Below are 25,834 nucleotides of genomic sequence, written 5' to 3' on the forward strand. Positions count from 1 at the left end.
GCGGCCGTTCACCGGCCACTTCGAACAGATGGGCCGATCTCCCGTAACGCCGGGTATGGGCAGATCAGTTGAGCGTTACGTTGAAGAGGTCGAGCGCGAGGGGGAAGAGTGAGGACCAATGGCAGGCTGCGGGCGGCGCGGCTGGATCGTGGGTGGCTGTCCCAGGAGACGGCGGCCGAGGAGATCAGCGCGGCGGGCCGGCTCGTGCTCGGAGATCCGTACTTCACCGTCAGCGTGCGCACCTACCGCCGCTGGGAGTCCGACAAGCCCGGCTGGCCCCGGCCCGACACCGCCGCCGCCTTGCGCGCCGCCTTCGGCCTCAGCCCCGAGCACCTCGGTTTCACTCCCCCACCTGGGCACCCGGCCCGACTGCGCATCGCGGAGGAGGAATCTTCCATGGAACGCCGCAGCTTTCTGACCACCGGATCGGTCGCCGCGCTCGGCATGGTGAGCCCTGCCGATCTCAGGCCCAGGGACATCGATCCGGCTCTGGTCGGCTACTTCTACCAGCAGCTCGGCGGCCACTACACCGCCGACATGATGCTCGGCCCCCTCGACCTCATCGGGACCGTCACCGAGCAGTACCGGCTGATCAGCGATCTCACCCGAGCTGCCAACGGCACCGTGCGGGAGGAACTGATCCACGTCGGGGTCACCTACGCCGCACTGGCCGGATGGCTCCACCAGGACGCGGGCCTATGGGACTCCACCGCGTACTGGCACGGCATCGCCCAGATGGACGCCCAGATGCTCGGGAACACCGATCTGAACGCGTACGTCCTCTCCAACATGGCCCGCCTCCGATCCGACCTGGGCGACGGCCGGGCCGCCGTCGACCTGTGCCGACAGGGACTGAGCGAGCGGAACCGGCTCTCGAACCGCATCCGCGTCAACCTGATGCACCAGCAAGCACACGGCCACTCGCTCCTCGGCGAGCGCACCGCCGTGGACCGGCTCCTGGACGACGCGTCCGCCGTGGTCGAAGCGGCGGACCCGGCCGTGCCCTGGGGCGGAGTCCACCACAACGCGTACTTCTTCGAGGTCCAGCGCGCCACCTGCTACGGCCGCATGGGCCTGCACGAGGAGGCCCGGCGCATCTGGGACCGGGTCAACGCCGACATGCCCCCGGCCGCCCGCCGTGACACCGGCGTCTACCTCGCCCGCCAGGCCGCCGCGTACGCCGCCACCGGCGAGCCCGAACACGCCGTGACCCTGGCCACCGAATCCGCCGGGATCGCCGCCCAGACACGCTCCGCCCGCCATCGCAAGGAACTGGAAGCCCTCCGCGAGGGCATGAGCCCCTGGCACGACGACCCCATCGGCGACCGCCTCGTCAAGGCCCTCGCGCCGCTCGCCGCTTGAAACCGTTGAACGAAGGAATCCCCATGGCCACCGCACCGCTGACCGACGCCGAACTCGCCCAGGCCCTCGCCGACCTCCCCGGCTGGACCGCGGAGGACGGAAAGCTCACCGCCGCCTTCAAAGCCGACCGTCCCGCCCTCCCCGCCCTCTACGCGGCCGTGGCGGCGGCTGAGGACGAGGCCGACCACCACGCCGAGGTCACCGTCCTGTACGGAACGATCGGCTTCGCCCTCAACACCCATGACGCCGGGGGCGCCATCACCGTGCTCGACACCGCCCTGGCCGCCCGCCTCACCGCCCTCGCGACCGAACACGGGGCCCGCCCGGCGGAGGGCTGACCAGAGGGTCCGGGCCCCGCGCGTACGGGTTCGGTCCAGTACGGGGATCAGGACGGCCCCCGGTTCCGGCCTGATTCCCGTATTCCCGTACGCCAGGTCGGGCGACACGGGGTGCGGCACCGCGGTCCGGGGTCGTCGGTCAGGGACGGAAGCCGCTGACCGTAGGCACGCACGGCCGCCAGCGGTCAGGGGCCGTCACATGGAAAGCGCCCCACCCGGCTCAAGCCGGATGGGGCGCTTCCTCACGGGAACGGGCTCGCGCCCGCCCCCGCGTGCGGTAGGCCGTGTGGGACTCGAACCCACAACCAATGGATTAAAAGTCCACTGCTCTGCCAATTGAGCTAACGGCCCCTACCCCGCAGCATAGCGGGGCGTCGGACACGGACGGGGGCCATCCCCCGGTGGTGGCGGGGTTCGGCCGGAGTGGTCGGGCCGGGGGCCCGGGCGGTGGTCGTCCGCGAGGCGGTACGGGGCCATCCTGACACTTCCGGCGCCCGGGCGCGTGCTGCTTTTCGGGCATCGCCCCCGAACGGCCGCGAGCCGGGTGCCGCTCCCCGGAGGGAACGGCACCCGGCTCAACCCACGGGTACGGGATCAGCCGTTGCGCTTCCAGCGCGGCTTGTCGTCACGGCGGTTGAAGCCGCCGCCGGTGCCGGTGCCGGTGCCGCCACGGTGGTGGTCGTCACGGCGGCCGAAGGGACGGTCGTGGCCGCCGGTGCGGTGGCCGCCCGCGGGGCGGTCGTCGCGGCGGTCGCGGTTGAACGGACGGTCGCCGCCGCCCCGGTGACCGGAGGGACGGTCGTCGCGGCGGAAGCCACCGCGCTCGGGACGGTCGCCGTCGCGACGGTCGCGGGAGAACCCGCCCCGGTCGTCACGGCGGTCGTCACGGCGGAAACCCGGACGGTCGCCGTCGCGGCGCTCGTCACGACGGAACCCACCACGGTCGCCGCCGCGCTCGCCGTCACGACGGTCGTCACGGCGGAAACCCGGACGGTCGCCATCGCGGCGCTCGTCACGACGGAACCCACCGCGCTCGCCGTCACGACGGTCATCGCGGCGGAAGCCACCACGGTCGCCGTCACGGCGGTCGTCGCGGCGGAAGCCGCCACGGTCGCCGCCGTCACGACGGTCATCGCGACGGAAACCCGGACGGTCGCCGTCACGGCGGTCGTCACGACGGAACCCACCACGGTCGCCATCGCGGCGGTCGTCACGGCGGAAGCCGCCACGGTCGCCGTCACGGCGGTCGTCGCGACGGAAGCCGCCACGGTCGCCGCCGTCACGACGGTCGTACGACGGGCGCTCCACGGGGGCCTGCGCGGTCTCGGCCGCGGCCTCCGCACGGACGGTCTCGCCGTCCGCCGGAGCGTCGGCGGGGGCCGTCGCCTCGGCGGTCCCGGCCTCGGCCGAAGCGGCCTCCGCCAGCGCCTCGGCGGGGTCCTCGCCCCGCTCGCGCGCGGCCCGCGCGATCAACCGGTCGGCCTCCTCGCGGAGTTCGGTGGCACGGCGCTGCGCGCGCTCCAGCTGCTTGGCGAGGTCCTGGACCTCGCGCTCGGCCTGCTTGGCGGCGCCCGCCACCGAGTCGGCCTGGACCTCGGTCATCGAGCGGGCACCCGTGATCTCGGCGACCTCGGGCTCGAACACCCCGCCGCCGCCCACGATGTGGCGCGAGGCGTCGACGCCCGCGTCCTCCATCAGACGGAAGATCTGGCGCCGCTGGTGCGGCAGGGACAGCGAGACGACGGTGCCGGAGCGGCCCGCGCGCGCCGTACGGCCGGAGCGGTGCAGGTAGTCCTTGTGGTCGCCCGCCGGGTCCACGTTGAGGACCAGGTCGATGCCGTCGACGTGGATGCCGCGCGCGGCGACGTCCGTGGCGACGAGGACGTTGACGTAACCGTCCTTGAAGTCCGCGAGGGTGCGGGTGCGGGCGCCCTGCGTCATGCCGCCGTGCAGCGCGTCGGCGCGCACTCCGGCGTCACGCAGCTGCTCGGCGACCCGGTCGGCGCCCAGCTGGGTGCGGACGAAGATGATGGTGCGGCCCTTGCGGGCGGCGATCGCGGCGGTGACCGGGGCCTTGTCGCGCGGCTTCACGATCAGGATGTGGTGGGTCATCGTGGTGACCGCACCGGCCGACGGGTCCACCTCGTGGGTGACGGGCGCGTTGAGGTACCGCTTGACGAGGGTGTCGATCTCGTTCTCCAGGGTGGCGGAGAACAGCATCCGCTGGCCGCCCTGCGGAACCTGGTCGAGCAGCTCGGTGACCTCGGGCAGGAAGCCCAGGTCGGCCATCTGGTCGGCCTCGTCGAGGACGGCGACCTTGACGTCGCCCAGCGAGCAGGCGCCCCGGTTGATGACGTCCCGCAGTCGGCCGGGGGTGGCGACGAGGACGTCGACGCCGCGCTCCAGCGCGTAGATCTGGTTGCCCATGGAGGTGCCGCCGCAGACGACCTTCATCTTCAGGCCGAGCACGTCGCCGTAGGGCTGGAGGGCGTCCGCGACCTGCATCGCGAGCTCACGGGTGGGGGTCAGGATGACGCCACGGGGGCGCTTCTTGGCGGTGTGGCCGCCCGCGAGGGTCGCGAGCAGCGGCAGACCGAAGGAGAGGGTCTTGCCGGAGCCGGTGCGGCCACGGCCCAGGATGTCCCGTCCGGCGAGCGCGTCCGGGATGGTCGCGGCCTGGATCGGGAACGGGGTGGTGACCCCGTTCTGGGCGAGCTTGCGGACGACGCCCTCGGGCAGCCCCAGGTCACCGAAGGTGATGGTGGGCTCCTCGGCCTCGGCCTCGGGCTCCTCCTCGGCCTCGACGACCTCGGAGACCTCAGCGGTCTCGACGGAGTCGGCGGCGTCAGCGTCGGTGGGGTCGTTCACGAGGGCCTCGGGGGCCTCGGTGACGGTCCCTGCGGGGGATTCCTGGGTGCTGGTGCTGGGGTCGAGGTCGGCGTTCTCGTCGAGAACGGCACGGTCAGCGGGGGAAACGGACATGCGAAATGCGAACCTTCCGGAGTTCACGGCACGCGCCCAAACTCCGTGAAAGCTGCGAGTGACCGCCTCAATGCGGTCCGGTCACGGCAAGGGAGTACGCGCCACACGCGGCGCGCTTCGTTCCTCGCTCTGTGAGGAGTGCGCCGGGCAAATGGGATCAAACGATCTACCACCATACGCACCCGAGGACCCCCAAGGCAAATGCGTCCGCCGTGACCCGCCTCACCCCGGCCCCGGCCGGACCCCGTCCGCCGCCCTGCCCGAACCCCGGCCCACCCCGTTTCCCGTCCGGTTTCCCACCCCGTCCGGACCCCTGGCCGACCCGCTTCCCGCCCCGCTTCCGCACCCCTGGCCCATTCCACTTCCCGCCCCGTCCGGCCCCGCGCGTACCCCGTACCCCGGGGCCACGGCCCGGCGCCGGAAGCGACGCCAACCCGCCTGCCCACACCGGCCGGAAGACCACCGGACGCCCATCGGACGACCACCGTCCGCCCGCCCGCCACCGGGGTCCGCGCACCGCGCCCGACGAGCGCGGACGACGGTCTCCCCGGGTAACGGGCCCGTAACCGCGCGGCTCCGGCCCGCCGGGCTCCGTGTCCTCTTGCCCGAACGGGGAGTTGGACAACCGTAGCCAGTACACCCGCCCCGGAGGTGGCCGTGCGTTCCCTGTCCGTACCCGTCCGCCTGGCCACTCTGGCGGCGGCGCTCGCCGCCACCGCGGGCTGCGTCAGCGTCGGCGAGGAGGCCGCCCGCCCCGGCGCCCGCCCGTCCTCCTCCGGCTCCCGGGGCGGCGACAGCGCCGTGGAGACGGACGGTGACCCCCGGGCCGCGGAGAGCACCCAGGGTCACCGTTCGGACGGCGGGCGGGACGAGAAGGCCCGGCACAGCGGGAAGCCGAAGGACCCGGACGACCGGAAGACCCCCTCGCGGGGCACCGCCGCCCCGCGCTCCACTCCCCCCGGCCGCGCCGCCCCCGAACCCGCGCCGCCCGCCGGGGTCACCGTCCCCCCGCCGCCCGTGGAGCCGGGGGCGCCCACCCCGCAGCCCCCGGAACCGCCGCCCGCGCCGCCCACCCCCACCCCCGAACCGGAACCCCCGGAGCCCACCCCGGAACCGCCCGCGCCCCCCGAGCCCACCCCGGCGGAACCCTCGCCCTCCACGGACGGGGAGCCCCCGCCGCAGAGCCAGGCGGCGGGCCGCACCGGCCGTCCGGGCCACGGGGAGCCGTCGGCGGAGGCGGGCGCCCCCGTAGCGTGAACCGGCGGCGCGGGTCGGTGGCGGGCACCGACGGCGCCCGGACCCGTACCGCCCCCGGACCGGCGGCGCCCGAACCGGTACCCGACCCGCACCACCCCGGACCGACCGTCGCGGACCGACAGCCCCGTCCAGGACCGACCCGTCCAGGACCGCCGTCCCGTCCCGGACCACCCGTCCGGCGCCGGTCCGGCGACAATGGACCCGTGCTGGAGATGACGCGAGAGTCCTTCGAAGAGCTGGTCGCCGAGGCGCTGGACACGATCCCGCCGGAACTCACCCGGGTCATGGACAACGTGGCCGTGTTCGTCGAGGACGAACCCTCCGCCGACGACCCGGAACTGCTGGGGCTCTACGAGGGGACGCCGCTGACCGAGCGGGGCGAGTGGTACGCGGGCGTCCTGCCGGACCGCATCTCGATCTACATGGGCCCCACCCTGCGCTACTGCGAGACGCCCGAGGACGTCGTCCACGAGGTCGCCGTGACCGTGGTCCACGAGATCGCCCACCACTTCGGCATCGACGACGACCGCCTCCACGAACTGGGCTGGGGCTGACCCGCCCGGCCCGCCCGCCCCTCCCACCGCCGCCTCCGCCCCTGCCGGGGGCGGGGCTCGGGGAGGGGCCCGGAAACCGTTTTGGCGATACCTCCCGCCATCCCATATGCTTCTCACGTCCCCGACGCGCTGCAAAGCGCGCAGGCGGGCCGATAGCCCTCATCGTCTAGCGGCCTAGGACGCCGCCCTTTCAAGGCGGTAGCACGGGTTCGAATCCCGTTGGGGGCACAGTGTGCGAGAATTCTCGCGACACGATCAAGGTCCTGTGGAGCAGTTTGGAGTGCTCGCCACCCTGTCAAGGTGGAGGCCGCGGGTTCAAATCCCGTCAGGACCGCTTGCAGATCGCCTCGGCGAACTGCGTGGCTGGGTAGCTCAGTTGGTACGAGCGATCGCCTGAAAAGCGATAGGTCGCCGGTTCGATCCCGGCCCCAGCCACCAGAGCGAGAACGCCCCGTACGGCACGCCGTACGGGGCGTTTCGTCGTCCTCGGCGACGAGTGCGGCCCTCAAGGTCAGCGCGGCATCATTCGGGCAATGACCATGGCGCCCCGAGCCCCCGGCGCGTACCCGGACGCCCAGCGGGTACGCCCCTGGGAACCCGACGACGGGCCCCCGCCCCCGCGCGACCCCCTCCCGGTCGCGCTCCCGCCCGCCCCGCCTCTCACTCAGGGTGGCCTCAGCGACACAGATCACCGGCGGACTGACTACAGTGCGGCCCGACATCTGGGTACCCTCTAGCAAACCGGGTAAGTTACCGCTTAGTAATCCGCACGCGCAGGCCCGAGGAGCCTCCATGCAACTCGCCGCGATCATCGTGTCGTTGGTGCTCGCCACGATCGGCGCAGCCCTGTTCGCCCGGGCCATCGCCCAGATCTACCGCTTCGTCCGCCTGGGCCAGGACGTCCCGGCGGGCACTCGTACGGATGATCCGCGAGGACGGACCTTGACGGTGGCCCGGGAGTTCCTCGGCCACACGCGGATGAACCAGTGGGGCGTCGTCGGCGTCGCCCACTGGTTCGTCTCGGTCGGGTTCTTCACCCTCGTGCTCACCCTGGTGCACGCCTTCGGGCAGCTCTTCCAGGCCGACTGGAGCCTGCCCCTCATCGGGACCTGGGCCCCGTACGAGGTCTTCACCGAACTGATCGGCGCGCTCACCGTCCTCGGCATCCTCACCCTCATGGTGATCCGTCAGCTCTCGCTGCCGGGCCGGGCGGGCCGTAAGTCCCGGTTCGCGGGCTCCAACATGGGCCAGGCGTACTTCGTCGAGTACGTCATCCTCGTCATCGGACTGGCGATCCTGGTGCTGCGCGGGCTGGAGGGCGCGCTCCACCACGTGGACGGGTACACCGCCGCGTACCTGGTGTCGTACCCGCTCGTCGCCGCCTTCCGGGGGCTGGACGTCGGCACCCAGCAGAACCTCGTCTACCTCTTCGCGATGATCAAGATCTCCACCTCGTTCATCTGGATGATCACGGTCTCGCTCCGCACCGACATGGGCGTGGCCTGGCACCGGTTCCTGGCCTTCCCCAACATCTGGTTCAAGCGGCGCGCCGACGGCGGCACCGCGCTCGGCGGGCTGCTGCCGATGACCTCCGGCGGCGCGCCCATCGACTTCGAGGACCCGGGCGAGGACGACGTCTACGGCGTCAGCCAGGTCGAGCACTTCTCCTGGAAGGGCCTGCTCGACTTCTCCACCTGCACGGAGTGCGGGCGCTGCCAGTCGCAGTGCCCCGCCTGGAACACGGGCAAGCCGCTCTCCCCCAAGCTGCTGGTGATGTCCCTGCGCGACCACGCCCACGCCAAGGCCCCCTATCTGCTCGCGGGCGGCGGCAAGACGATGGAGGGCGAGGAGAAGGGGAGCCCCGAGGCGCTGAAGGACGTGCCCGCCGCCGCGCTGGCGGAGGCCGGGCGCCCGTTGATCGGGACCGCCGAGGAGAACGGCGTCATCGACCCGGACGTGCTGTGGTCCTGCACCACCTGCGGCGCCTGCGTCGAGCAGTGCCCCGTCGACATCGAGCACATCGACCACATCGTCGACATGCGCCGCTACCAGGTGATGATCGAGAGCGCGTTCCCCTCCGAGGCGGGCACGATGCTCAAGAACCTGGAGCGCAAGGGCAACCCCTGGGGCCTGGCGAAGAAGGCGCGTCTGGAGTGGGTCAAGGACGTCGACTTCGAGGTGCCCGTCGTCGGCGAGGACCTGGAGGACCTCACCGAGGTCGACTACCTCTACTGGGTGGGCTGCGCCGGGGCCCTGGAGGACCGGGCGAAGAAGACCACCAAGGCGTTCGCGGAGCTATTGCACATGGCGGGCGTCTCGTTCGCGATCATGGGCGGGGACGAGCGCTGCACCGGTGACTCCGCCCGCCGCCTGGGCAACGAGCCCCTGTTCCAGCAGCTCGGCCAGGAGAACGTGGCCATGCTGAACATGGCCTTCGGCGAGGACGACGAGGACGAGAGCACCCGCAAGCCCAAGTCGGCCAAGCGGATCGTCTCCACCTGCCCGCACTGCTTCAACACCCTCGCCAACGAGTACCCGCAGCTCGGCGGCGACTACGAGGTCATCCACCACACCCAGCTGCTCCAGCACCTCATCGACGAGGGCAGGCTGGTCCCGGTCACCCCCGTCGAGGGGCTGATCACGTACCACGACCCCTGCTACCTGGGACGGCACAACAAGGTCTACACGCCGCCGCGCGAGATCATGGACCGGGTGCCGGGGCTGCGCCAGCAGGAGATGCACCGCCACAAGGAGCGCGGCTTCTGCTGCGGCGCGGGCGGCGCCCGGATGTGGATGGAGGAGCGGATCGGCAAGCGGATCAACACCGAGCGGGTCGACGAGGCCCTGTCCCTCAACCCGGACATCGTCTCCACCGCGTGCCCGTTCTGCCTGGTGATGCTCACCGACGCGGTCAACGGCAAGAAGAACGACGGCCAGGCCAAGGAGTCCCTCCAGGTGGTGGACGTGGCCCAGCTGCTGCTGGAGTCGGTGCGGACGGCTCCCGTCGACGGCGAGCCCCCGGCGGGGGCGGCCCCCGCCGAGGACACCCCGGCACCGGAGCCCGTCGGCTGATCCGGCTGTCTCCGGGGCCCTAGCCGGCCGCCCGGGGCCCTGGCCGACTGTCCGGGGGCCCTGTCCGGCCATCCGGGGTCGCTGTCCGGCCGTCCGGCTGTCCGGGGCCCGCTCCGGAGCCCCTGGCCGGACCCGTCGTCCGGACCGTCACCAGGGTGGACGCCGTCCTCGCCCACCGGGTGACGGGTCCGGACCACGGGGGAGGGACTCCCCGGGAACGTAGTCGGGGATACGCCGTGGGGCGCCGGGAAGGGCGGTCGGCCGGGGGCCGGACGTACCGCCGATCCCACCAACGCCGTACGTGCGTACGGAAGTCATGCGACCCTTCCCCCGGGCCCCTTGTCGACCAGAGGCCGGACGGAGACCCGGGCCCCTCCCCCAACCCCCGCTCGTCCGGACATCCTTCCTCCAGAGGAGCTGTACGTGCGCAACCAACGATCGGCCACCGCTCTCGCCTCGGCCGCGTTCCTCGTCGCCTCCGGCGCGGGCCTCACCCTCGCCACCCCCGCCCACGCGGGGACCCCCGGCGGGACCTACGCCAACGACCGCAACAGCGACTTCAACGGGGACGGCCACGAGGACCTCGTCATCGCGGCCCCCGGCGCCACCGTCAACGGGAAGTTCGCCGCCGGGCACGTCACCGTCCGGTACGGCTCCGCGCTGGGCCCGGGCACCGGCCCCGCCGTCCGGATCAGCCAGGCCACCCCCGGGGTGCCCGGCTCCCCCGAGCACCAGGACGGGTTCGGCAAGCTGCTCGCCACCGGCGACCTGAACGCCGACGGCCACGACGAACTCATCGTCGGCATCCCCGACGAGGACCTGTACGGGCTCCGGAGCGCGGGCGGCGTCACCGTCCTGTGGGGCGGCCCCACAGGGCTCGCCCGCTCCGCCACCTGGGTCGAGGCCCGGGAACCGATCGGCGGCAGCCAGTTCGGCAGGGCCATCGCCGCCGCCCGCTTCAGCGCCGCCCACCCCGGCGACCTGCTCGTCGTCGGGGACAACCAGATCGAGGCCGGCAGCGCGCTGGAACTCCTGAGGTGGAAGGCCGTCCCCCAGCCCACCGGCGGCGTCCCCGGTGACGGCACCCCCGGCGGCATCGCCCCGATGGACGCCGCCGCGTCCGGGCCGGACACCGTCCGGCCCGGTGCCGAGCCGGTCTCCCGCACCGGGCTCAGCGGCAACAGCCGTCACGTCGTCCCCACCGACCTCACCACCGGCGACTACAACCGCGACGGCCTCGCCGACCTCGTCGTCACCGGCCCGGGCACGGGCTCCCCGGCCCTGTCCGCCTACTACGAGGGCGGCCCGCGCGGCCCGATGTCCGTGCGCGTCATGAGCGGGGGCCTCGTCGCCGCCTCCGGCGACATCGACGGCGACGGCTACGACGACCTGGTGCACGGACTTCCCGACCACCTGGGGAACCCCGGTCCGAACAACGGCGGCCGGATCGGCGTCCGCTACGGCGGCCCGGACGGACCGGCAGTCCGGCCGCAGGTGTGGAGCCAGGACTCCCCCGGCGTCGCGGGCGTCTCCGAGCCCGGCGACGGCTTCGGCGGTGACCTCTCCGTCGCGGACGCCGACGGCGACGGATACGCGGACGTCGCGGTCGGCGCCCCCGCCGAGGACGTGGGCGGGGTCTTGGACGCGGGCGCGGTGTGGGTGCTGCGCGGCTCGGTGACCGGGCTCACCGGCCGGGGCGGCTCGCACTGGAACCAGGACTCCCGAGGGGTGCCGGGGCGTCCCGAGAAGGCTGACCAGTGGGGCTCGCAGGTCCGCTTCACCGGGCCCGACCGGTACGGGCGCTACGCGCTGGTCGCCGCCGCGCCCGGGGAGAACCTCACGACCGGGCGGGTGTGGCTGCTGCCCGCCTCGCGGGGCGGCGCCACCTCGGTGGGCTCCTCCGTGTTCGGGGCGGGGGCCCCGGCCACGGGGACCTCGCGGTTCGGGGCGGCGATCGACGAGTAGCCCCTTGTGGGGCGCGTGACCCGTGGGGCGCGTGACCCGTGGGGCGCGTGACCCGTGGGGCGCGTGACCCGTGGGGCGCGTGACCCGTGGGGCGCGTGACCCGTGGGGCGCGTGACCCGTGGGGCGCGTGACCCGTGGGGCGCGTGACCCGTGGGGCGCGTGACCCGTGGGGCGCGTGACCCGTGGGGCGTGGGCGGGGCGGACGGACGCCCCGCCCACGCCCCGCCCACGCCCCGGGAGGGCCGGGCCCCTGGGGGCCCGCGCGTGACGTGGTGGTCAGCCGGTCAGCCGGGGCCGACCGTCACGGTGGTCGGTCCCGGTGGCCCAGCCTCAGTGGTCAGCCCGGGTGGTCAGCCGCAGAGGTAAGCCCCGGTGACCGTCCGCGGTGGCCGTCCCGCGGTGGCCGTCCGTCCGGGGCCGGACGGCATGGGCATCCGGGCCGGACGGCACGGGGCGTCCGGGGCCGGACGGCACGGGACCGGGCCTCGAACGGGCCCCGTCCGGGGCTCCCTTAGGGGATGTCACAGCTCGGCCGCAAAGCCCGGCCCCGGGCCCCCGCCCCGGCACGCCGACCCGCCGGACCGGGTACGTTCGATGACGTGGCTGGATTCAGGATCGGACGCGGCCGGGACAACCGCGCACCCCAGGGGCGGGGGCAGCGGCCCCCGCAGCAGCAGCCGTACGGACAGCAGCCCCCCGGGGCGCCGTACGGCGGACCGCCCGCGCCCGGCCAGGGCCCCAGCGGACGGGCCCCGCAGCACGGGCAGCCCCCTCAATACGGCGGACCGTCCGGGCCCGGCCCCGCGCAGCCGCCGTACGGCGGCCGGGGCGGCGGCCACGGTGGATACGGACAGCAGGGTCCCGGCGGGCCGGGTGGCCCCGGTGGCCCGGGCGGCGGTTGGCCGCAGGCCCAGGGGTCCGGCGGACACGGCGGGCACGGTGGACACGGCGGCGGGTACGGGGAGCCGGAGTACTTCGGTGACGGCGGCGGGCACCACCCGCAGCAGCACGGCGGCCCCGGTCCCGGCCCGGACCCGTACGCGGCCAACAACCCCGGCCACACCCAGGCGTTCACCTTCGGCGAGGAGCCCTACCAGCAGGGCGGCATCTACCAGGCGGGCCAGTCGTCGGCGCCGCCCGCCGGTCCGCCGCTGCCGTGGAAGGAACTGCTGAAGGGCATCGTCCTGCGCCCCGCGGCGACCTTCCTGCGGATGCGGGACTACGCGGTGTGGGGCCCCGCCCTCGTCGTGACGTTCCTCTACGGACTGCTGGCGATCTTCGGCTTCGACGGCGCCCGCGAGGACGCCCTCTCCTCGACGCTGTCGGCGACGGTGCCGTACGCGCTGTTCACGGGCGTCGTGATGGTGCTCGGCGCGTTCGTGCTCGGCGTCGTCACCCACACCCTGGGCCGTCAGCTCGGCGGCGACGGCGCCTGGCAGCCGACGGTCGGCCTCTCGATGCTGATCATGGCCCTCACGGACACGCCCCGACTGGTCTTCGCGATGTTCCTGGGCGGGGACGCGCCCCTGGTGCAGATCCTGGGCTGGGCGACCTGGCTCGCGGCGGGCGCGCTGCTCACCCTGATGATGAGCAGGTCGCACGACCTGCCGTGGCCCAAGGCGCTGGGCGCCTCGGCCATCCAGCTGGCCGCACTGCTGTCGATCATCAAGCTCGGCACGTTCTGAGCCACCGCGCCCCGCGCGGCACCGGTACCCGAACGGGCCCGGACGGAGACGATCCGTCCGGGCCCGTTCGCGTACCCGTATCCACGGGCTGGATGACTACAGGGCCTCGCGGGACGGGGTGACCGGCGCACCGGCCGGACGGACCGGAGGCTCGACGCTCCACGGGAAGTTGATCCACTCGTCGGTGCGCTTCCAGACGTACTCGCACTTCACGAGCGAGTGGGACTTCTCGTAGACGACGGCGGAACGGACCTCCGCCACATGGTCCAGACAGAAGTCGTGGACGAGCTTCAGCGTCTTGCCGGTGTCCGCGACGTCGTCCGCGATGAGCACCTTCTTGTCGGTGAAGTCGATCGCGTTCGGGACCGGGGCGAGCATCACGGGCATCGCGAGCGTGGTGCCGACGCCGGTGTAGAACTCCACGTTGACCAGATGCAGGTTCTTGCAGTCGAGGGCGTACGCGAGGCCCCCGGCGACGAAGACCCCGCCGCGCGCGATGGAGAGGATCACATCGGGCCGGTACCCGTCGTCCGCGACGGTCTGCGCCAGCTCACGGACGGCGGCGCCGAACCGCTCGTAGGTGAGGTTCTCCCGCGCTCCGGCGCCGGGTGCCGTGGACTCGCTCATGCCGCGCGGGCCTTTCCGGGGACGGGACGGGCGCCCGGGCGCGGGGTCACACCTGGGTCCGGTGGAAGTTCTGGAAGGAGCGCGAGGCGGTGGGGCCGCGCTGTCCCTGGTAGCGCGAGCCGTAGCGCTCGGTGCCGTAGGGGAACTCGGCGGGCGAGCTGAGCCGGAACAGGCACAGCTGGCCGATCTTCATCCCGGGCCAGAGCTTGATCGGCAGGGTCGCCAGGTTGGAGAGTTCGAGCGTCACGTGCCCGGAGAAGCCCGGGTCGATGAACCCGGCGGTGGAGTGCGTCACCAGCCCGAGACGGCCGAGGCTGGACTTGCCCTCCAGTCTGCTGGCCAGGTCGTCGGGGAGCCCGATCACCTCGTAGGTGGAGGCGAGCACGAACTCGCCCGGGTGCAGGATGAACGGCTCGTCGCCCTCGGGCTCGACCAGCCGGGTCAGGTCCGCCTGCTCGACCGAGGGGTCGATGTGCGGGTACCGGTGGTTCTCGAACACCCGGAAGTAGCGGTCGAGCCGCACGTCGATGCTCGACGGCTGCACCATCGATTCGTCGTACGGGTCGATGCGCACCCGTCCCGCGTCGATCTCGGCCCGGATGTCCTTGTCTGAGAGAAGCACGTCCCGAGGATACGCAGTGCGGGGCGTGCCCCGCGCCGCCGGGCGCCCCGGCGCACCGGGCGGCCGCCCGGGAGGCCCCTCGGGCGGGCGCCGAGCCGCCACCGGACGGGCCGCGCTCCCCGCCGCCCCCTTCCAGGGGGTGCGGCGGGGCGTCCGATGCGGTCAGCGGTGCTTCCGGGGGCCTCCGGCGCGATGGGGCCACCGGCTGCGCTCGCGGTGTGAGCTAACGCTGAAGGGGCCGTTGCCCGGCCCGAACCGCGTACGGGACCACCGCTGGGGTCGTTCCCTGGCGCGGCCCGCGTACGGGACCACCGCTGAGGGGTCGTTCCCTGGCGCGTACGGGCCAGCGCTTGGCGGGCGCGGCGGGGACGGCCGCGACGGGGACGGCGGTGCGGAGCTGGCGCGGCCCGCAGGGGTTACCCGCTGCGGGCCGTACCCGGCACGGTCCGTACCCGGCGCGGTACGGGCTACCGCTTGGGAGGCGGGACGGGGACGGCGTTGCGGAGCCGGGCGCAGCGGGGGCAGCGCAGCAGCCGGCCGGGGCCGAGCCGTCCGGCCTGCCGCATCGGGAACGAAGCGGTGCTGAACACATGCCCTTCGGCACAACGAACCACAGTGCGCTCCATCAAGTCCTCTGAGTCCCTTCCCACGGTCCATGAACGGCGGCGGGCAGCGGGGCGGCCCCTCTGGGGCGCCCACCGAAGCTCCGCGAAGCGCACATTACGGGACGAACGAACACCCCTCCAGGCGGCACTCCGTCACCGGAACCTCGCCGCCCCGCCCGCGCGCGGGAGCCACCGTACGCCCCAACTCCCGCGAGCCGCACCCGCGTCCAGCGGGCCACGACACCCTGGCCCCGCGCCGGGAACGACGGGGGCTGGGCATGGGGTAGAGTGAAGCGCGATGCATCACCGGTCCAACCGGTTGCACTCGCGGGTGTAGTTTAATGGTAGAACATCAGCTTCCCAAGCTGAGAGCGCGAGTTCGATTCTCGTCACCCGCTCCACCACTTAACCCTCAGGCCGTCGGTCTGAGGGTTGTTTGTTGGCCGGACTGCGATCCCCTCCGGCCACCGGGACGGCGCCAGCGTCGACATCGGCTACTCAACATCCCTGGGCGCTTTCACCCCTCCGCGTCGCCTTCGTCAGGTCGCTGGGAGTTGGTAGGACAGCACGTAGGCGTCGGCGGCCATGACGGTGTCACAGACCTCCACGGCGCGGCCTTCGGTGTCGTAGGCGGTACGGATGAGGTGGATGACCGGGACGCCGGGGGCGAGTCGGACATACGAGTGCAGCGAGGGTCTGGGGACCGTCCTCCTGCCCCGGCTTCCCCGAAAAAGTCAGCCGAGCCCGCCGCTGACCCCATGGTGTCCTGTGTGGATCACCCTTGGCCAACGACGCCGCACTGACCGTGAGCGAGCTGAGCGCCAACGCGATCCCGCACACCCCGAGTGGCCGGGAGCACGGCAGCTTTCATCTGGCAGTCTGCGTCTCCGCGCAGGTGGTCGCGGTGTCCGTGTTCCGACGACGGGGGCGTCGACGGAACCCCCAGGGTCGGGCACGAGCAGGACCAGGACGCCGAGCACGGCAGGGGACTGGGCATGGTCAGCGCGATCGCCCACCGGGTCGTCGTCCACGACAGCGACCACGGCCACACCGTCACCGCGGAGCTGTACGCGGACCCTCGCGGAGGAGGCCGCCCGTGCGGGGCGACGTGACCAGGCGGGGCTACTGGTGCGAATGCTGGTCGGAAGACCTCACCGGCCAACGACGACCAGCGCGGTTAGGGGCTCTCGACGCCTACACGGCACGCCAAGCGGACCGCTGGATCGCCGACACGCTCCGCACCGTCTTCCCCCTCTTGGACGGAACCTCTTCCGACGAGGCATGGCATTGGCTGCGCGAGGGACGGGTGAACACCAGGCTGACCCTCCTCCGCTCCGAACCCTGCACCGTATCGGTGGCCCACGCCGACGTCCGTCTCGTGTGGACGATCAGACCGGTGGCCTTCCTGGCACTGGCAAGTTTCGGGGCGCCGAACTCCCTTGCATGTTTTTGGCTTCGGGACCGCCTGACCGAGTGAGTTACAACTTTCTCTACAGGTTCGTAGAACTGAACAGGTTCGTAGAACTGACGGCGCGGGCGGACTACCGATTCGCGTTTTCCTGCAGGTGCCAGGACCGGACCCGGGTCCTGGCCAAGGTCTACGCTGCGGTACGTGGATGATCAGATGTACGACGATGCCTACCGCGGTTGGCGGGCATCGCTGACGACCCTGTTGGCCGATCCTGAACTGCTTGCGCGGTGGCAGGAGCGCCGCTTTCAGTTCGCTCATCGCGTCGGCGCTCTCTTGACCGAAGCGCAAGGAGACAGCCCAGCCGTCACAGGCCCTGCCCTCTACGGGGTGTTCGGCACCGGTGCAGGCCTTTGCTACGTAGGACAGACGCAGGAGGCTGAGCGCCGGCTGCGGGACCTGCCGGTGGGCGAGAGCCACCACCTGGCCAATACGGTGCCGCCCGAGCTCTGGGAGCGGGTGGTGGTGATCCGCTGGCCGCTGCTGGTTCCCGAAGCGCCTGTGCACGAACGCTTGCTGGTTGAGGAGATGGGCTCAACTGTCTGCGGCCTTGCGCTGGAGCACGCTCTACAGGTGGCAACTGCCCCGCCGTTGAATAGCCGCCGACGGCGTACATCCGGCGACTGGCAGCCACGAAACCTCACGAAAAGTCGCTCTCGTGGTGCGATCAATGCACAATCCGTGCCCAGTCTGGCCCAACTAACTCTCGCTGCTTGGTCAGCTCTCTCAAAGGTGGTGATACCGGAGCACTCATCGGTCGTCGACACCGGGACCGGCCGAGCGGTATCCCCGACAGGACTGCACCGGCAACCGGGGGACTGAACTATCCCTGATGCTCAGTCACCAAGCGATCTGGGTAGAGATGGCGACTTGACGATTTCCGCGCCCGACAGACCGCGAACAACTGTGGACCTCTGCGGACCGTAGTGGGAAGTTCTCGAGGGCGGGATCAAGGCTCAACATGACTTCGCCACAGGTCAGCGCGGTAACCGCCACCGAAGAACCCGAGCTTCCCAAGCTGAGAGCGCGAGTTCGGTTCTCGTCGCCCGCTCCACTCGGGAGGCCGGCTCCGGAGCGGGGGTCAGTGGCCCTTGGTCGCCAGGCGGGTGACGGCGATGTGGAGGCCGTTGACGGGGACCCGCCAGCCCGGGACGGCGAGGCCGAGGTGTTGGGTCGACTGGGCCGACAGGAAGGCGGTGTTGCACGGCACGCACACCAGGAACTCGCGCCAGATCTCCAGACGTCGTCCGATGCTGGCCCGGTCGGTGAAGTACTGGCGCAGTCTGCTCGTCCAGAGGGCGACGGCGCCCGGGATCAGTATCGCCGCCCAGAACTCGGGCTGGTCGGTGGCGACGGCCCAGCAGAAGATCGCGATGGCGGCCAGGAACACCGCCTTGGCCGTCCGTCCCGCCCTGGTCCGCAGCAAGCCTCGGCGCTGGGGCGGGGAGACGAAGCCGCCGAGCGTGGTCCGGGTCCGTCCCGAGGTCCATGTGAGGGTGCTGAGGCGGGTGAAGCGTCCGTTCACCATGCCGCTCGCGCCGCCCGTCGACATGCCGCCGTACGTGCCGCTGTTGGCCTGGTAGAGGGCTTCCACCGTCATCACGTCTTCTATGCGTCCGCAATCCCCGCACGGCGTGCGCTGCGCCACCGCATCCCCCTTGGTCGTTCGCCCGTGTGGTCACATGGTCGCGGTTGGACGGAGTTCCTGTCGATCGTTTCGGTGGCCGCGGACCACGCCCCGGGTGGGTGAGCACGGCCGGGCGGTCGTTCGCCGTCGCTCAGTGGAAGACGATCGCATGGCCTCCGGCGAGGCTTTCCCGGCAGGCGCGGTGGAGTTGGTGCCAGGCGCCTCGTTCCGGGGACAGGGGGTCTTCGTCGGTGGGTGGTGCGGGTGGGGTGGGGATCGTGGGGTCGATCGCCAGGGCTGGGGCCAGGGTGGTCAGTTCGGCGAGGAGGCGGTGGGTGGAGCCGACCATGCCGCCGCCCGCCACGCCCGCCTCCCGGGGCAGGAACAGCGGGTCGGGGAAGTCCACCGGGACGTAGTAGCCCGCGTTGTCGGCGTGGCAGAGGAGGTGGGACGCGAACATCAGGGTCTCGTCCTCGACGCGGGTCAGGTCGTGGTGCCAGCGTTCGTCGTCGGTGGGCGGGGCGGGTGGGACCGGCTCGTCCGGTGCGGCCTGGGCGAGGACCAGGGCGCGGCGCAGCCGGGTCAGGTCGCCGTACGGGAAGCCTCCGGAGAAGGTGTGCGGTGTCGGCGGGGCGGGCGGGCCCGGTTCCTCCCAGGTGACGCCCTCCGCGCGGAGGGCCCGGGTCAGGCGGTCGAAGGCGGCGAGGTGGTGCTCGTAGCCCTCCCGGTCGTCGCGCGCCTGGTCGTGGAGGAGTCCTACGGAGATCGAGAGGCCCATGGTGCGGAGTTTAGGGAGGGGGTGTGACAGAGGGTGGGGTCTCGGGGGTGGTCGGGGGCTGTGGTGGTCAGGGGCGCGGTCGTCGGGCGGGCTGCGGTCGCGGGCGTGGGTGCTGGGCCCGGAGCGGGGGCTCTGGTCCGTCGTCGTCTCGGTTTCCCCTGATCGGCGTCGGTCGCCGGCTTCTTCCGGTGGTGCCGATGGGTTTCCCGGGGCGTCCGGTGGTGCCGGTGGGTTCCCGGGGCGTCCGGCGGTTCCGGTGGGTTTTCGTGGTGCTCAGTTCTTGGTCGCCACGTAGTAGACGTTGATCGGGTCGCCCTCGACGGAGGCCGTCCGGACGTGGGTGAAGCCCGCCTCCGTGAGCATGCGCAGGGCCGTCTCCCGGCCCCATACCGTGCCCAGTCCGGCGCCTCCGGTGCTGAGGGACGTCGTCATGCAGTAGAAGACGGAGAAGCCGTAGAGCGCGGGGCCGAAGGGGTGGCCGACGTTCTCCTCCAGTGCGCTGGAGGCGGCGATGTCGCCCATCAGGAAGGTGCCGTCGGGGCGCAGTGCGCGGGCGACGGCGGCGAGGGTCGCGGCCGGGCGGGCCAGGTCGTGGATCACGTCGAACGCGGTGATCAGGTCGTACTCGCCGGTGATCTCCGTGGAGTCCGCCACCGAGTAGTGGACGTTGTCGGCGCCCGCGCGGTCCGCCTCGGCGCGGGCCGCCTCGATCGCGTCCCGGGAGCGGTCCAGCGCGTGGAAGCGGCTGTCCGGGAACGCCTTCGCCAGGACCAGCGGCGCGTGGCCCTGGCCGGTGCCCACGTCCAGGGCGTCGATGCCGTCCCGGAGGCGTTCGGTGAGGCCGGGGACGAGCGGGACGATCACGTCCACCAGTGCCAGGTCGTAGATCCGGGCGGTCTCCTCGGCCTGGAGCGCCTGGAACCGGGGGTAGGCCGAGTACGGGACGCCGCCGCCCTCCCGGAAGCAGCGCACCACCTGTTGTTCGACCTCGCCCATGAGGCCGATGTACGGCATCATGCCCGCCAGGTTGTCCGGGCCCGCCGCCGTGGTCAGCGAGGCCGCGTGTTCGGGCGGTAGGACGTAGGTCCGGTCCCCGGGCCGGTACGTGACGAACCCGCCGACGACCATGCCGCCCAGCCACTCGCGCACGTACCGTTCGTCGAGGTCCGCCGCGCGGGCGACCTCCGCGCTGGTGGACGGCGGCAGGCTCGCCAGGGTGTCGAAGAGGCCGCACTGGTGGCCGACTCCGGTGAGCAGGGCCAGCGCCGCCTTGTTGAGCACGTCCGCGACCTCGGCGGCGAACGCCTCCTGGCGGGCGGGGTCTGCCCGTGCCGGTTCTGTCCCCGGGCTCTCGGGGTTCCGCGTCTCTGGGCTCGGCATGACCGCCTCCTCGGTGGATGCGGGATGCGGGCATCGTCTGGGCGTCCAGCGGGGTCCGGGCGGTGTCCAGTGGGGTCGGTGGCCTCATTTCAGGTTATACCGGGTGTTCTCCTGCGGCTCGTGGGTTGGCTAGCTCGTCAGAGCGGCAAGTCGTCGGGGAGCAACCGGAACGCCTTGTGGCGACCCAAAGGGCGAATCGCCCGGAAATCACGACGGTCGAACGTGAAGACCGCGTCGGTGTCATAGTCGGCCGCCAACGCCACATTGACGGCGTCGGCCAGATCGAGGTTCAGCGCTTCGTAGCGAGCACGGATCGACTGGGCGGTGCCGAGGTGGCTCTCCGTGATCTCCGGCGCGATGACCCTGCCCCTGATCATCCAGCGCCGCAAGTCGTCGATCGCGGCGCGCGCTGCCGCCCGTCCCAGTTCACGCGTGGCGATGTGATCGAGCTCGGCCAACAGCAAGGGGGACATGACCAAGAGACCGGCTGCCATGATCGCCTCGTTGGCCGCGGCATGCTCCGGATGCTTCGAGTCGAGCGCCACCAACAGGCCGGAGGTGTCCGCGACGACGATGATCACGCGGCATCCCCCGTGTCGGGGTCGTCGTTGACCTTCCGCAAGACCCTGTCGGCGACCGCGTCACGGACCTCGGCTTTGGAAAGCGTGCGACCCGGACCCTCGGTAACACGCGAGAAGAGCGGCTCGTCCCACACCCGGTTGGCCATGGCCGCGAGATGGATGCCCTGCCTGATGATCTCAGCCTCGCTCACACCCCGGCGTCTGGCGGCCTCCTTGATGATCGCCAGGTCCTCCGGGTCGGCGTATACGTTCGTCCGCTTCATGGTCATGTACCAATGGTAGTCCATGTACCAAGTTGATGTACCTGGATCCTCGCGACTCGCTCCCCGCAGCCGCTCCGTTACGCACCATCGCCGGCGGTGGTCGGTTTCGGGGGGTGGGGGTTGGTTTCTCTCGCGTAGGCGGTGGCTCGGGGGGTGGTCATCCTCGTGCCCCGGGTGAACGCCGACTCGTACGTCGCGGGGGGCAGGGCGGTGCGGGCCGTGGTCGTGACGCGGTCGACGTCCGCGCGTTCGGCGGGGGGCAGGGGGGCTCCGGCGTCGCGGCGGGCGGTGTCGGCGGCGCCCAGGAGGACGGCGGCGCGCTCCGGGTCGTCGGTCGCCGCCGCGCCCGCCAGGCCCTCCAGGGAGAGTGCCAGGGCGCGGGGTTCGGCCAGGGCGCGGGCGACCTCCAGGCCGCGCAGATGGTGGTCCGCGGCGGTGGCGGGGTCACCCCGGAGTTCCGCGATGAAGCCGAGTTCGGCGAGGAGCAGATGGTCGCCCGCCGGGGAGGAGAGGTCGGCGAAGCCGTCGCGGATGCGGAGGAGGTGGGCCTCCGCCTCGTCCAGCCGTCCCCGGCGGCGGGCCCCCAGGGCCAGGCCCATCTCGGAGTGGATCTCCCCGTACTTGTAGCCCTGGTCGGCGGCGAGGCGGCGGGCCCGTTCGTGGAGGTCGCGGGCCCGGTCCCAGTCCCGGGCCAGCAGCGCGAGGCGGCCGAGGCCCGAGAGGCGCGCCGACTCCTCGGCTTCCAGGCCCAGTTCGCGCGCCATCCGCAGTCCCTCGTGCTGACGGCGTTCCGCGTCCGCGTAGTCGCCCTTGATCTCGGCCAGCGCCGCGAGCGGCGACACCGTCTGGAGTTCGCCCCACAGGTCGCCCAGTCCGCGGAAGAGCGCCGCGCCGCGCAGTCCGTCGCGGCCGACCCCCGTCAGGTCCCCCCGGACCAGCCCCAGCGTCGCCCGCAGTCCCAGCGCCGCCGCCGTGCCCCACCGGTCGTCCGCCGTCGTGAACAGTTCCAGCGCCGTCGCGTTCAGCTCCTCGGCGTCGGCCACCGTCCCCGCCTGGAAGAGCCCGTACGCGCACAGCCACAGTGCCCGGGCCCGGCGCACCGGATCGGGCACCCCCGCCGCCACCCGGGCCGCTCCCGCCCCGTCCACCGTCTCCCGGGCCCCAGTGAGCAGGGCGAACGCCGCTCGTAGGAGGGAGAGTTCGGTGACGGGAGGGGAGTCCGCCGCCGGGGCGGGGACCGCTTCCCGGACCGCGCCCAGGGTGCGGCGGGCCTCGTTGAGGCGGCCGCGCAGCAGCCAGTACCAGGCGAGCGCGGTCGCCAGCCGGACGGCCTCGTCCGGTTCGCCCGCGCGGGCCCGGCGCAGCGCCTCGTCCAGCGCCGCCCGCAAGTTGCCGGACTCCGCGTCCAGTCGGGCGAGTCCGGCGCGCTGTCCCGCTCCGCGCAGCCCGGGGCCGGTGCGTTCGGCCAGGTCCAGGTAGTGGCGCAGATGGCGGTCCCGGACGGCTGTGAGGTCCGCCATCTCGTGGAGTCGTTCGGTCGCGTACGCGGTGACCGACTCCAGCAGCCGGTAGCGGGGGCCCGTCGGGTGGTGCGCCACGGTCACCAGGGACCGGTCCACCAGCCGGGTCACCAGGTCCAGGACCTCGTCCGGGGCGACCCCGTCCCCCGCGCACACCCCGGTGGCCGCCGCCAGGTCGCAGCCGTCGCCGAACACGGCCAGTCTGCGCAGCACGATCCGCTCCGGCGCGCTGAGCAGCTCCCAGCTCCAGTCGATGACCGCGCGCAGGGTCTGCTGCCGGGCGGGCGCCCCGCGCTGGCCCGAGGTCAGCAGCCGGAAGCGGTCGCCCAGCCGGGCCGCCAGTTCGGTGACGCCGAGCGCCCGGACCCGGGTCGCCGCGAGTTCCAGGGCGAGCGGGATGCCGTCCAGCCGTCGGCAGATCTCGGCCACCGTGGCCCGGTCGGGGCCGTCGGACGGGGCCGGGGCGAGGCCGCCGAGGCCGGGGGCGCGGGCCGCGACCCGGTCCAGGAAGAGCCGGACGGCGTCGTCGGTGCCGAGGGGTTCGACCTGGAACACCACCTCGCCGGTGAGGCCCAGCGGCTCCTGGCTGGTGGCGAGGACCCGCAGCCCGGGGGCGGCCCCCAGCAGGTGTCCGGCCAGCCCGGCCGCCGCCTCCACGACGTGTTCGCAGTTGTCGAGGACGAGCATCGTGCGGCGGTCCCGCAGCACCGAGGCCAGCCGGTGGGACGGGGACGGGCCGCCGGTGCCCGCGCCGGGGAGGGCCGCCGGGGCGTCGTCGCGGATGCCGAGGGTGGTGGTGACCACCTGGGCCAGGTCGTCCGCGCAGGCGGTGCGGACCCCCGCGAGTTCCACCAGCCAGACGCCGTCGGGGAGGTCGGCGGTGCGGGCGTCCGCCGAGGCCGCCGCCACCGCCAGCCGGGTCTTGCCCACGCCGCCCGGTCCGGTGAGCGTCACCAGCCTGGCCGCGCCCAGGTGTCCCGCCAGTTCGTCCAGGGCCCGGTCCCGGCCTATGAGGGGGGTGAGGGGGGTGGGGAGGTGGATGGGGTGCGGCGGGTGGGTGGCACGGGGTGTGTGGGGGCCGTGAGGGGGGTGGGGGAGGTGGGGGGTGCGGGTGGGGTTTTCGTGGTCCTCCGGGAGGTTGGAGGGTTCCGCCGCTCCTGCCGCCTTCACCGCTTTCGCCGCTCCCGGGGTTCGCGGGGTTCCCAGGGTTCCCGGGGCCGCCAATGCCGGGTCCTGGCGGAGGACCGAGCGGTGCAGGGCGCTGATCCCGGGGCCCGGGTCGACGCCCAGGTCCCCGGCGAGCCGGGCCCGCAGGTCCTCGTACGCGGCGAGGGCCTCGCCCTGCCGTCCCGCCGCGTAGAGGGCACGCATGTACAGCGCGCGCAGGCCCTCCCGCAGCGGGTGTTCCGCGACCGGGGCCGCGAGGTCCCCGGCGAGCAGCACGTGGTCGCCCGCCGCCAGCCGGGCCCCGGCCTGTTCCTCGACGGCGGACAGCCGTTGCTCGGTGAGGCGGTGGACGGCCTCCCGGACGAACTCCGCGTCGGCGAAGTCCGCGAACGCGGGACCCCGCCACAGTCCGAGGGCCTCGGTGAACAGCGCGGCCCTCGCGCGGGGGTCGGGGACCCGGCGGGCCTCGGTCACCAGGGTCCGGAAGCGGGCGGCGTCCGACTCGCCCTCCTCCAGGCGGAGTCGGTAGCCCGGGGGCTGGCGCGGCACCCGGTCGCGGCCGATGGCCCGGCGGAGTTGGGAGACCCTGGCCTGGAGGGCGCCGGAGGGGCGGGCCGGGGGGCGGTCGCCCCACAGGTCGTGGATGAGGCGGTCGGTGGAGAGCGGGCCGCCGTCGTGGGCGAGCAGGTCCGCGAGCAGGGCGCGGACCTTGACCTCGGGAACCCTGACCGCCTCTCCCCGGTCGTCCCACACCGTCAGTGGTCCGAGCACCCCAAAGCGCATGCGGATCACTGTAATCGCACCTTCGGTGGGGAGGGTGGGGCCGGAGAGGGCGGGCCCGGCCTCGCTCCTCCGGGAGGGGGAGGGCGGAGCCAGCCTCGCACCTCCGGGAGGGGAAGGCGGGGCCGACCTCGTACCCCCGGTGGGGAGCGGGCGGGGGCCGGCGGGCCGTGAGCGGTCCGCGGGTGCCCGTCGAGCGGTCCGCGGGCCCGTCGCGGCTCGGCGCCGCCCGGGCGGTCGGCGCGCCGTCCCGGTACGGCCGGACGCCGTCCGAAGCGGTTCCGAAGGTTTTCCGAAGGGGGTGCGGGCACAGTCGGGTCACCGGTGCCCGGACACCGGTCCACGACGTGAACAGCGGGGGGTGACACGGGACATGACCCGGTACGCGGGCCGTAGGGCCGTGGTCGTCGGGGAGACGACCGCCATCGGCCTGGCCATCGCGAAACGGCTGGTGGAGGGGGGCGCGCGGGTCGTGCTGACCGTCGCGTCGCCCGGTGACCGGCTGCGCTGGGGCACCGAACTCGGGTCCTCGGCCCGGGTGGTGGAGCCCGCCGCCCTCGACGCGCACCTCGACTCCGGGGACGGGGGCGGCGGGGTCGATCTGCTCTTCGCCGACGCCGTGCCCACCGCGCGACCGCTGCTGCCCCGGGTGACGGACGGCGGCGCGGTGGTGCTCACCGCGCGGGCGCCCGTTCCCGAGGCGGTGCGCGCGCTCGCCGGGGAACTCGCCCACCGGGGCGTCCGGGTCAACGCGGTGGCACCGGACCGGATCGCCGGGCCGGGGGCCGCCGCCGGGCCGCCACCGCCGTTGGGGCGGCTCGGCGCCGCCGAGGAGGTGGCCCGGGCCGCGCTGTTCCTGGCGACGGACGCGACCTTCACCACGGGGGCCCGGCTGCCCGTGGACGGCGGGCTCGACCCGTCGTGACCGGCTGCCCGTCCGGACCCCGGGACCCCCGTGGAGACCCGGACCCCTGCGGACGACACCGGGACCCCTGCGGACACCGGCATCCGTCCGGACCCGGGCGGCATCCGTCCCGGCTCGGTCGGTGCGCGTCCGGGGACCCCCGGCACCACCCGTCCGGTTCTCCCTCTCCCTCTCCCTCTCCCTCTCCCCCGCCCCCTTCTCCGCCCCCTTCTCCGCCCCCTTCCCCCTCCAGTTCCTGTTCGCGTTCCCTTTCGGCTTCCTTCGATCCCCCCGGTT

General features: G+C 73.1%; 19 protein-coding genes, 5 tRNA genes and 2 pseudogenes. 14 read left to right on the plus strand and 12 right to left on the minus strand.

What is annotated here, in order from left to right; translation table 11 throughout:
• The first annotated feature begins 108 nt into the window (after window positions 1-108).
• On the plus strand, window positions 109-1,362 hold the full coding sequence (locus ACVWNX_RS15590; protein WP_454414526.1) for a helix-turn-helix transcriptional regulator: 1,254 nt from the start codon (window positions 109-111) through the stop codon (window positions 1,360-1,362).
• A gap of 23 nt (window positions 1,363-1,385) precedes the next feature.
• Window positions 1,386-1,700: a 4a-hydroxytetrahydrobiopterin dehydratase gene (locus ACVWNX_RS15595; RefSeq protein WP_454414527.1), complete on the plus strand. Its 315-nt coding sequence runs from the start codon at window positions 1,386-1,388 to the stop codon at window positions 1,698-1,700.
• A 278-nt stretch (window positions 1,701-1,978) separates the two neighbouring features.
• On the opposite strand, the gene ACVWNX_RS15600 is transcribed toward ACVWNX_RS15595, so the two are convergent.
• Together ACVWNX_RS15600 and ACVWNX_RS15605 are read right to left on the minus strand one after the other, a co-directional pair.
• Window positions 1,979-2,051 (minus strand) — tRNA-Lys (locus ACVWNX_RS15600).
• Between the two features lie 243 nt (window positions 2,052-2,294).
• The gene (locus ACVWNX_RS15605) at window positions 2,295-4,682 is read right to left on the minus strand and encodes a DEAD/DEAH box helicase (RefSeq protein WP_454414528.1); all 2,388 of its coding nucleotides are present in this window, start codon (window positions 4,680-4,682) and stop codon (window positions 2,295-2,297) included.
• A 657-nt stretch (window positions 4,683-5,339) separates the two neighbouring features.
• Between ACVWNX_RS15605 and ACVWNX_RS15610 the strand changes: the two genes are divergently transcribed.
• From ACVWNX_RS15610 to ACVWNX_RS15645, 8 genes are all read left to right on the plus strand, one after another.
• Complete coding sequence (locus ACVWNX_RS15610) at window positions 5,340-5,939, plus strand: hypothetical protein (protein ID WP_454414529.1); 600 nt, start codon at window positions 5,340-5,342, stop codon at window positions 5,937-5,939.
• Between the two features lie 203 nt (window positions 5,940-6,142).
• Window positions 6,143-6,493, plus strand: a complete 351-nt coding sequence (locus tag ACVWNX_RS15615) for a metallopeptidase family protein (protein WP_454414530.1) — start codon at window positions 6,143-6,145, stop codon at window positions 6,491-6,493.
• A 155-nt stretch (window positions 6,494-6,648) separates the two neighbouring features.
• A tRNA-Glu gene (locus ACVWNX_RS15620) sits at window positions 6,649-6,721 on the plus strand.
• 31 nt (window positions 6,722-6,752) lie between these two features.
• Window positions 6,753-6,827 (plus strand) — tRNA-Asp (locus tag ACVWNX_RS15625).
• 27 nt (window positions 6,828-6,854) lie between these two features.
• Window positions 6,855-6,931, plus strand: a tRNA-Phe gene (locus tag ACVWNX_RS15630).
• Between the two features lie 354 nt (window positions 6,932-7,285).
• Window positions 7,286-9,565, plus strand: coding sequence for a (Fe-S)-binding protein (locus ACVWNX_RS15635; RefSeq protein ID WP_454414531.1), 2,280 nt, complete (start codon window positions 7,286-7,288; stop codon window positions 9,563-9,565).
• 423 nt (window positions 9,566-9,988) lie between these two features.
• A complete protein-coding gene (locus ACVWNX_RS15640; RefSeq protein WP_454414532.1) occupies window positions 9,989-11,530 on the plus strand; it encodes an FG-GAP and VCBS repeat-containing protein in 1,542 nt (513 codons plus the stop codon).
• A gap of 518 nt (window positions 11,531-12,048) precedes the next feature.
• Entirely contained in the window at window positions 12,049-13,215 is a 1,167-nt protein-coding gene (locus ACVWNX_RS15645) for a Yip1 family protein (RefSeq protein WP_454414533.1), read from the plus strand.
• 96 nt (window positions 13,216-13,311) lie between these two features.
• Here the strand turns inward: ACVWNX_RS15645 and ACVWNX_RS15650 are convergent, their stop codons facing one another.
• The 3 genes from ACVWNX_RS15650 to ACVWNX_RS15660 form a co-directional block, all read right to left on the minus strand.
• A complete protein-coding gene (locus tag ACVWNX_RS15650) occupies window positions 13,312-13,842 on the minus strand; it encodes a phosphoribosyltransferase (RefSeq protein WP_454414534.1) in 531 nt (176 codons plus the stop codon).
• Between the two features lie 46 nt (window positions 13,843-13,888).
• On the minus strand, window positions 13,889-14,464 hold the full coding sequence (gene dcd / locus ACVWNX_RS15655; protein WP_454414535.1) for a dCTP deaminase: 576 nt from the start codon (window positions 14,462-14,464) through the stop codon (window positions 13,889-13,891).
• A 467-nt stretch (window positions 14,465-14,931) separates the two neighbouring features.
• Window positions 14,932-15,054, minus strand: coding sequence for a hypothetical protein (locus ACVWNX_RS15660; protein WP_454415056.1), 123 nt, complete (start codon window positions 15,052-15,054; stop codon window positions 14,932-14,934).
• A gap of 342 nt (window positions 15,055-15,396) precedes the next feature.
• Between ACVWNX_RS15660 and ACVWNX_RS15665 the strand changes: the two genes are divergently transcribed.
• Window positions 15,397-15,470: transfer RNA gene (locus ACVWNX_RS15665), tRNA-Gly, on the plus strand.
• 138 nt (window positions 15,471-15,608) lie between these two features.
• Here the strand turns inward: ACVWNX_RS15665 and ACVWNX_RS15670 are convergent.
• Window positions 15,609-15,746, minus strand: a pseudogene (locus ACVWNX_RS15670) (UTRA domain-containing protein); the annotation flags it as partial.
• Between the two features lie 89 nt (window positions 15,747-15,835).
• Between ACVWNX_RS15670 and ACVWNX_RS15675 the strand changes: the two are divergent.
• Together ACVWNX_RS15675 and ACVWNX_RS15680 are read left to right on the plus strand one after the other, a co-directional pair.
• Window positions 15,836-16,181, plus strand: a pseudogene (locus ACVWNX_RS15675) (ATP-binding protein).
• Window positions 16,182-16,681: 500 nt separating this feature from the next.
• The gene (locus tag ACVWNX_RS15680) at window positions 16,682-17,359 is read left to right on the plus strand and encodes a hypothetical protein (protein WP_454414537.1); all 678 of its coding nucleotides are present in this window, start codon (window positions 16,682-16,684) and stop codon (window positions 17,357-17,359) included.
• Window positions 17,360-17,618: 259 nt separating this feature from the next.
• On the opposite strand, the gene ACVWNX_RS15685 is transcribed toward ACVWNX_RS15680, so the two are convergent.
• From ACVWNX_RS15685 to ACVWNX_RS15710, 6 genes are all read right to left on the minus strand, one after another.
• Entirely contained in the window at window positions 17,619-18,137 is a 519-nt protein-coding gene (locus ACVWNX_RS15685; protein ID WP_454414538.1) for a hypothetical protein, read from the minus strand.
• 178 nt (window positions 18,138-18,315) lie between these two features.
• Window positions 18,316-18,942, minus strand: a complete 627-nt coding sequence (locus ACVWNX_RS15690; RefSeq protein WP_454414539.1) for a hypothetical protein — start codon at window positions 18,940-18,942, stop codon at window positions 18,316-18,318.
• 273 nt (window positions 18,943-19,215) lie between these two features.
• Complete coding sequence (locus tag ACVWNX_RS15695) at window positions 19,216-20,322, minus strand: class I SAM-dependent methyltransferase (protein WP_454414540.1); 1,107 nt, start codon at window positions 20,320-20,322, stop codon at window positions 19,216-19,218.
• Window positions 20,323-20,459: 137 nt separating this feature from the next.
• Window positions 20,460-20,903, minus strand: coding sequence for a PIN domain-containing protein (locus ACVWNX_RS15700; protein WP_454414541.1), 444 nt, complete (start codon window positions 20,901-20,903; stop codon window positions 20,460-20,462).
• Entirely contained in the window at window positions 20,900-21,172 is a 273-nt protein-coding gene (locus ACVWNX_RS15705; RefSeq protein ID WP_454414542.1) for a ribbon-helix-helix domain-containing protein, read from the minus strand. The genes ACVWNX_RS15700 and ACVWNX_RS15705 overlap by 4 nt, the downstream gene beginning before the upstream one ends.
• A 71-nt stretch (window positions 21,173-21,243) precedes the next feature.
• Window positions 21,244-24,636: an AfsR/SARP family transcriptional regulator gene (locus ACVWNX_RS15710; protein WP_454414543.1), complete on the minus strand. Its 3,393-nt coding sequence runs from the start codon at window positions 24,634-24,636 to the stop codon at window positions 21,244-21,246.
• Window positions 24,637-25,006: 370 nt separating this feature from the next.
• On the opposite strand from ACVWNX_RS15710, the gene ACVWNX_RS15715 reads away from it, so the two are divergent.
• Window positions 25,007-25,558, plus strand: coding sequence for an SDR family oxidoreductase (locus ACVWNX_RS15715; protein WP_454414544.1), 552 nt, complete (start codon window positions 25,007-25,009; stop codon window positions 25,556-25,558).
• Window positions 25,559-25,834 lie beyond the last annotated feature (276 nt).

It is taken from the genome of Streptomyces sp. JNUCC 64 (assembly GCF_054484115.1).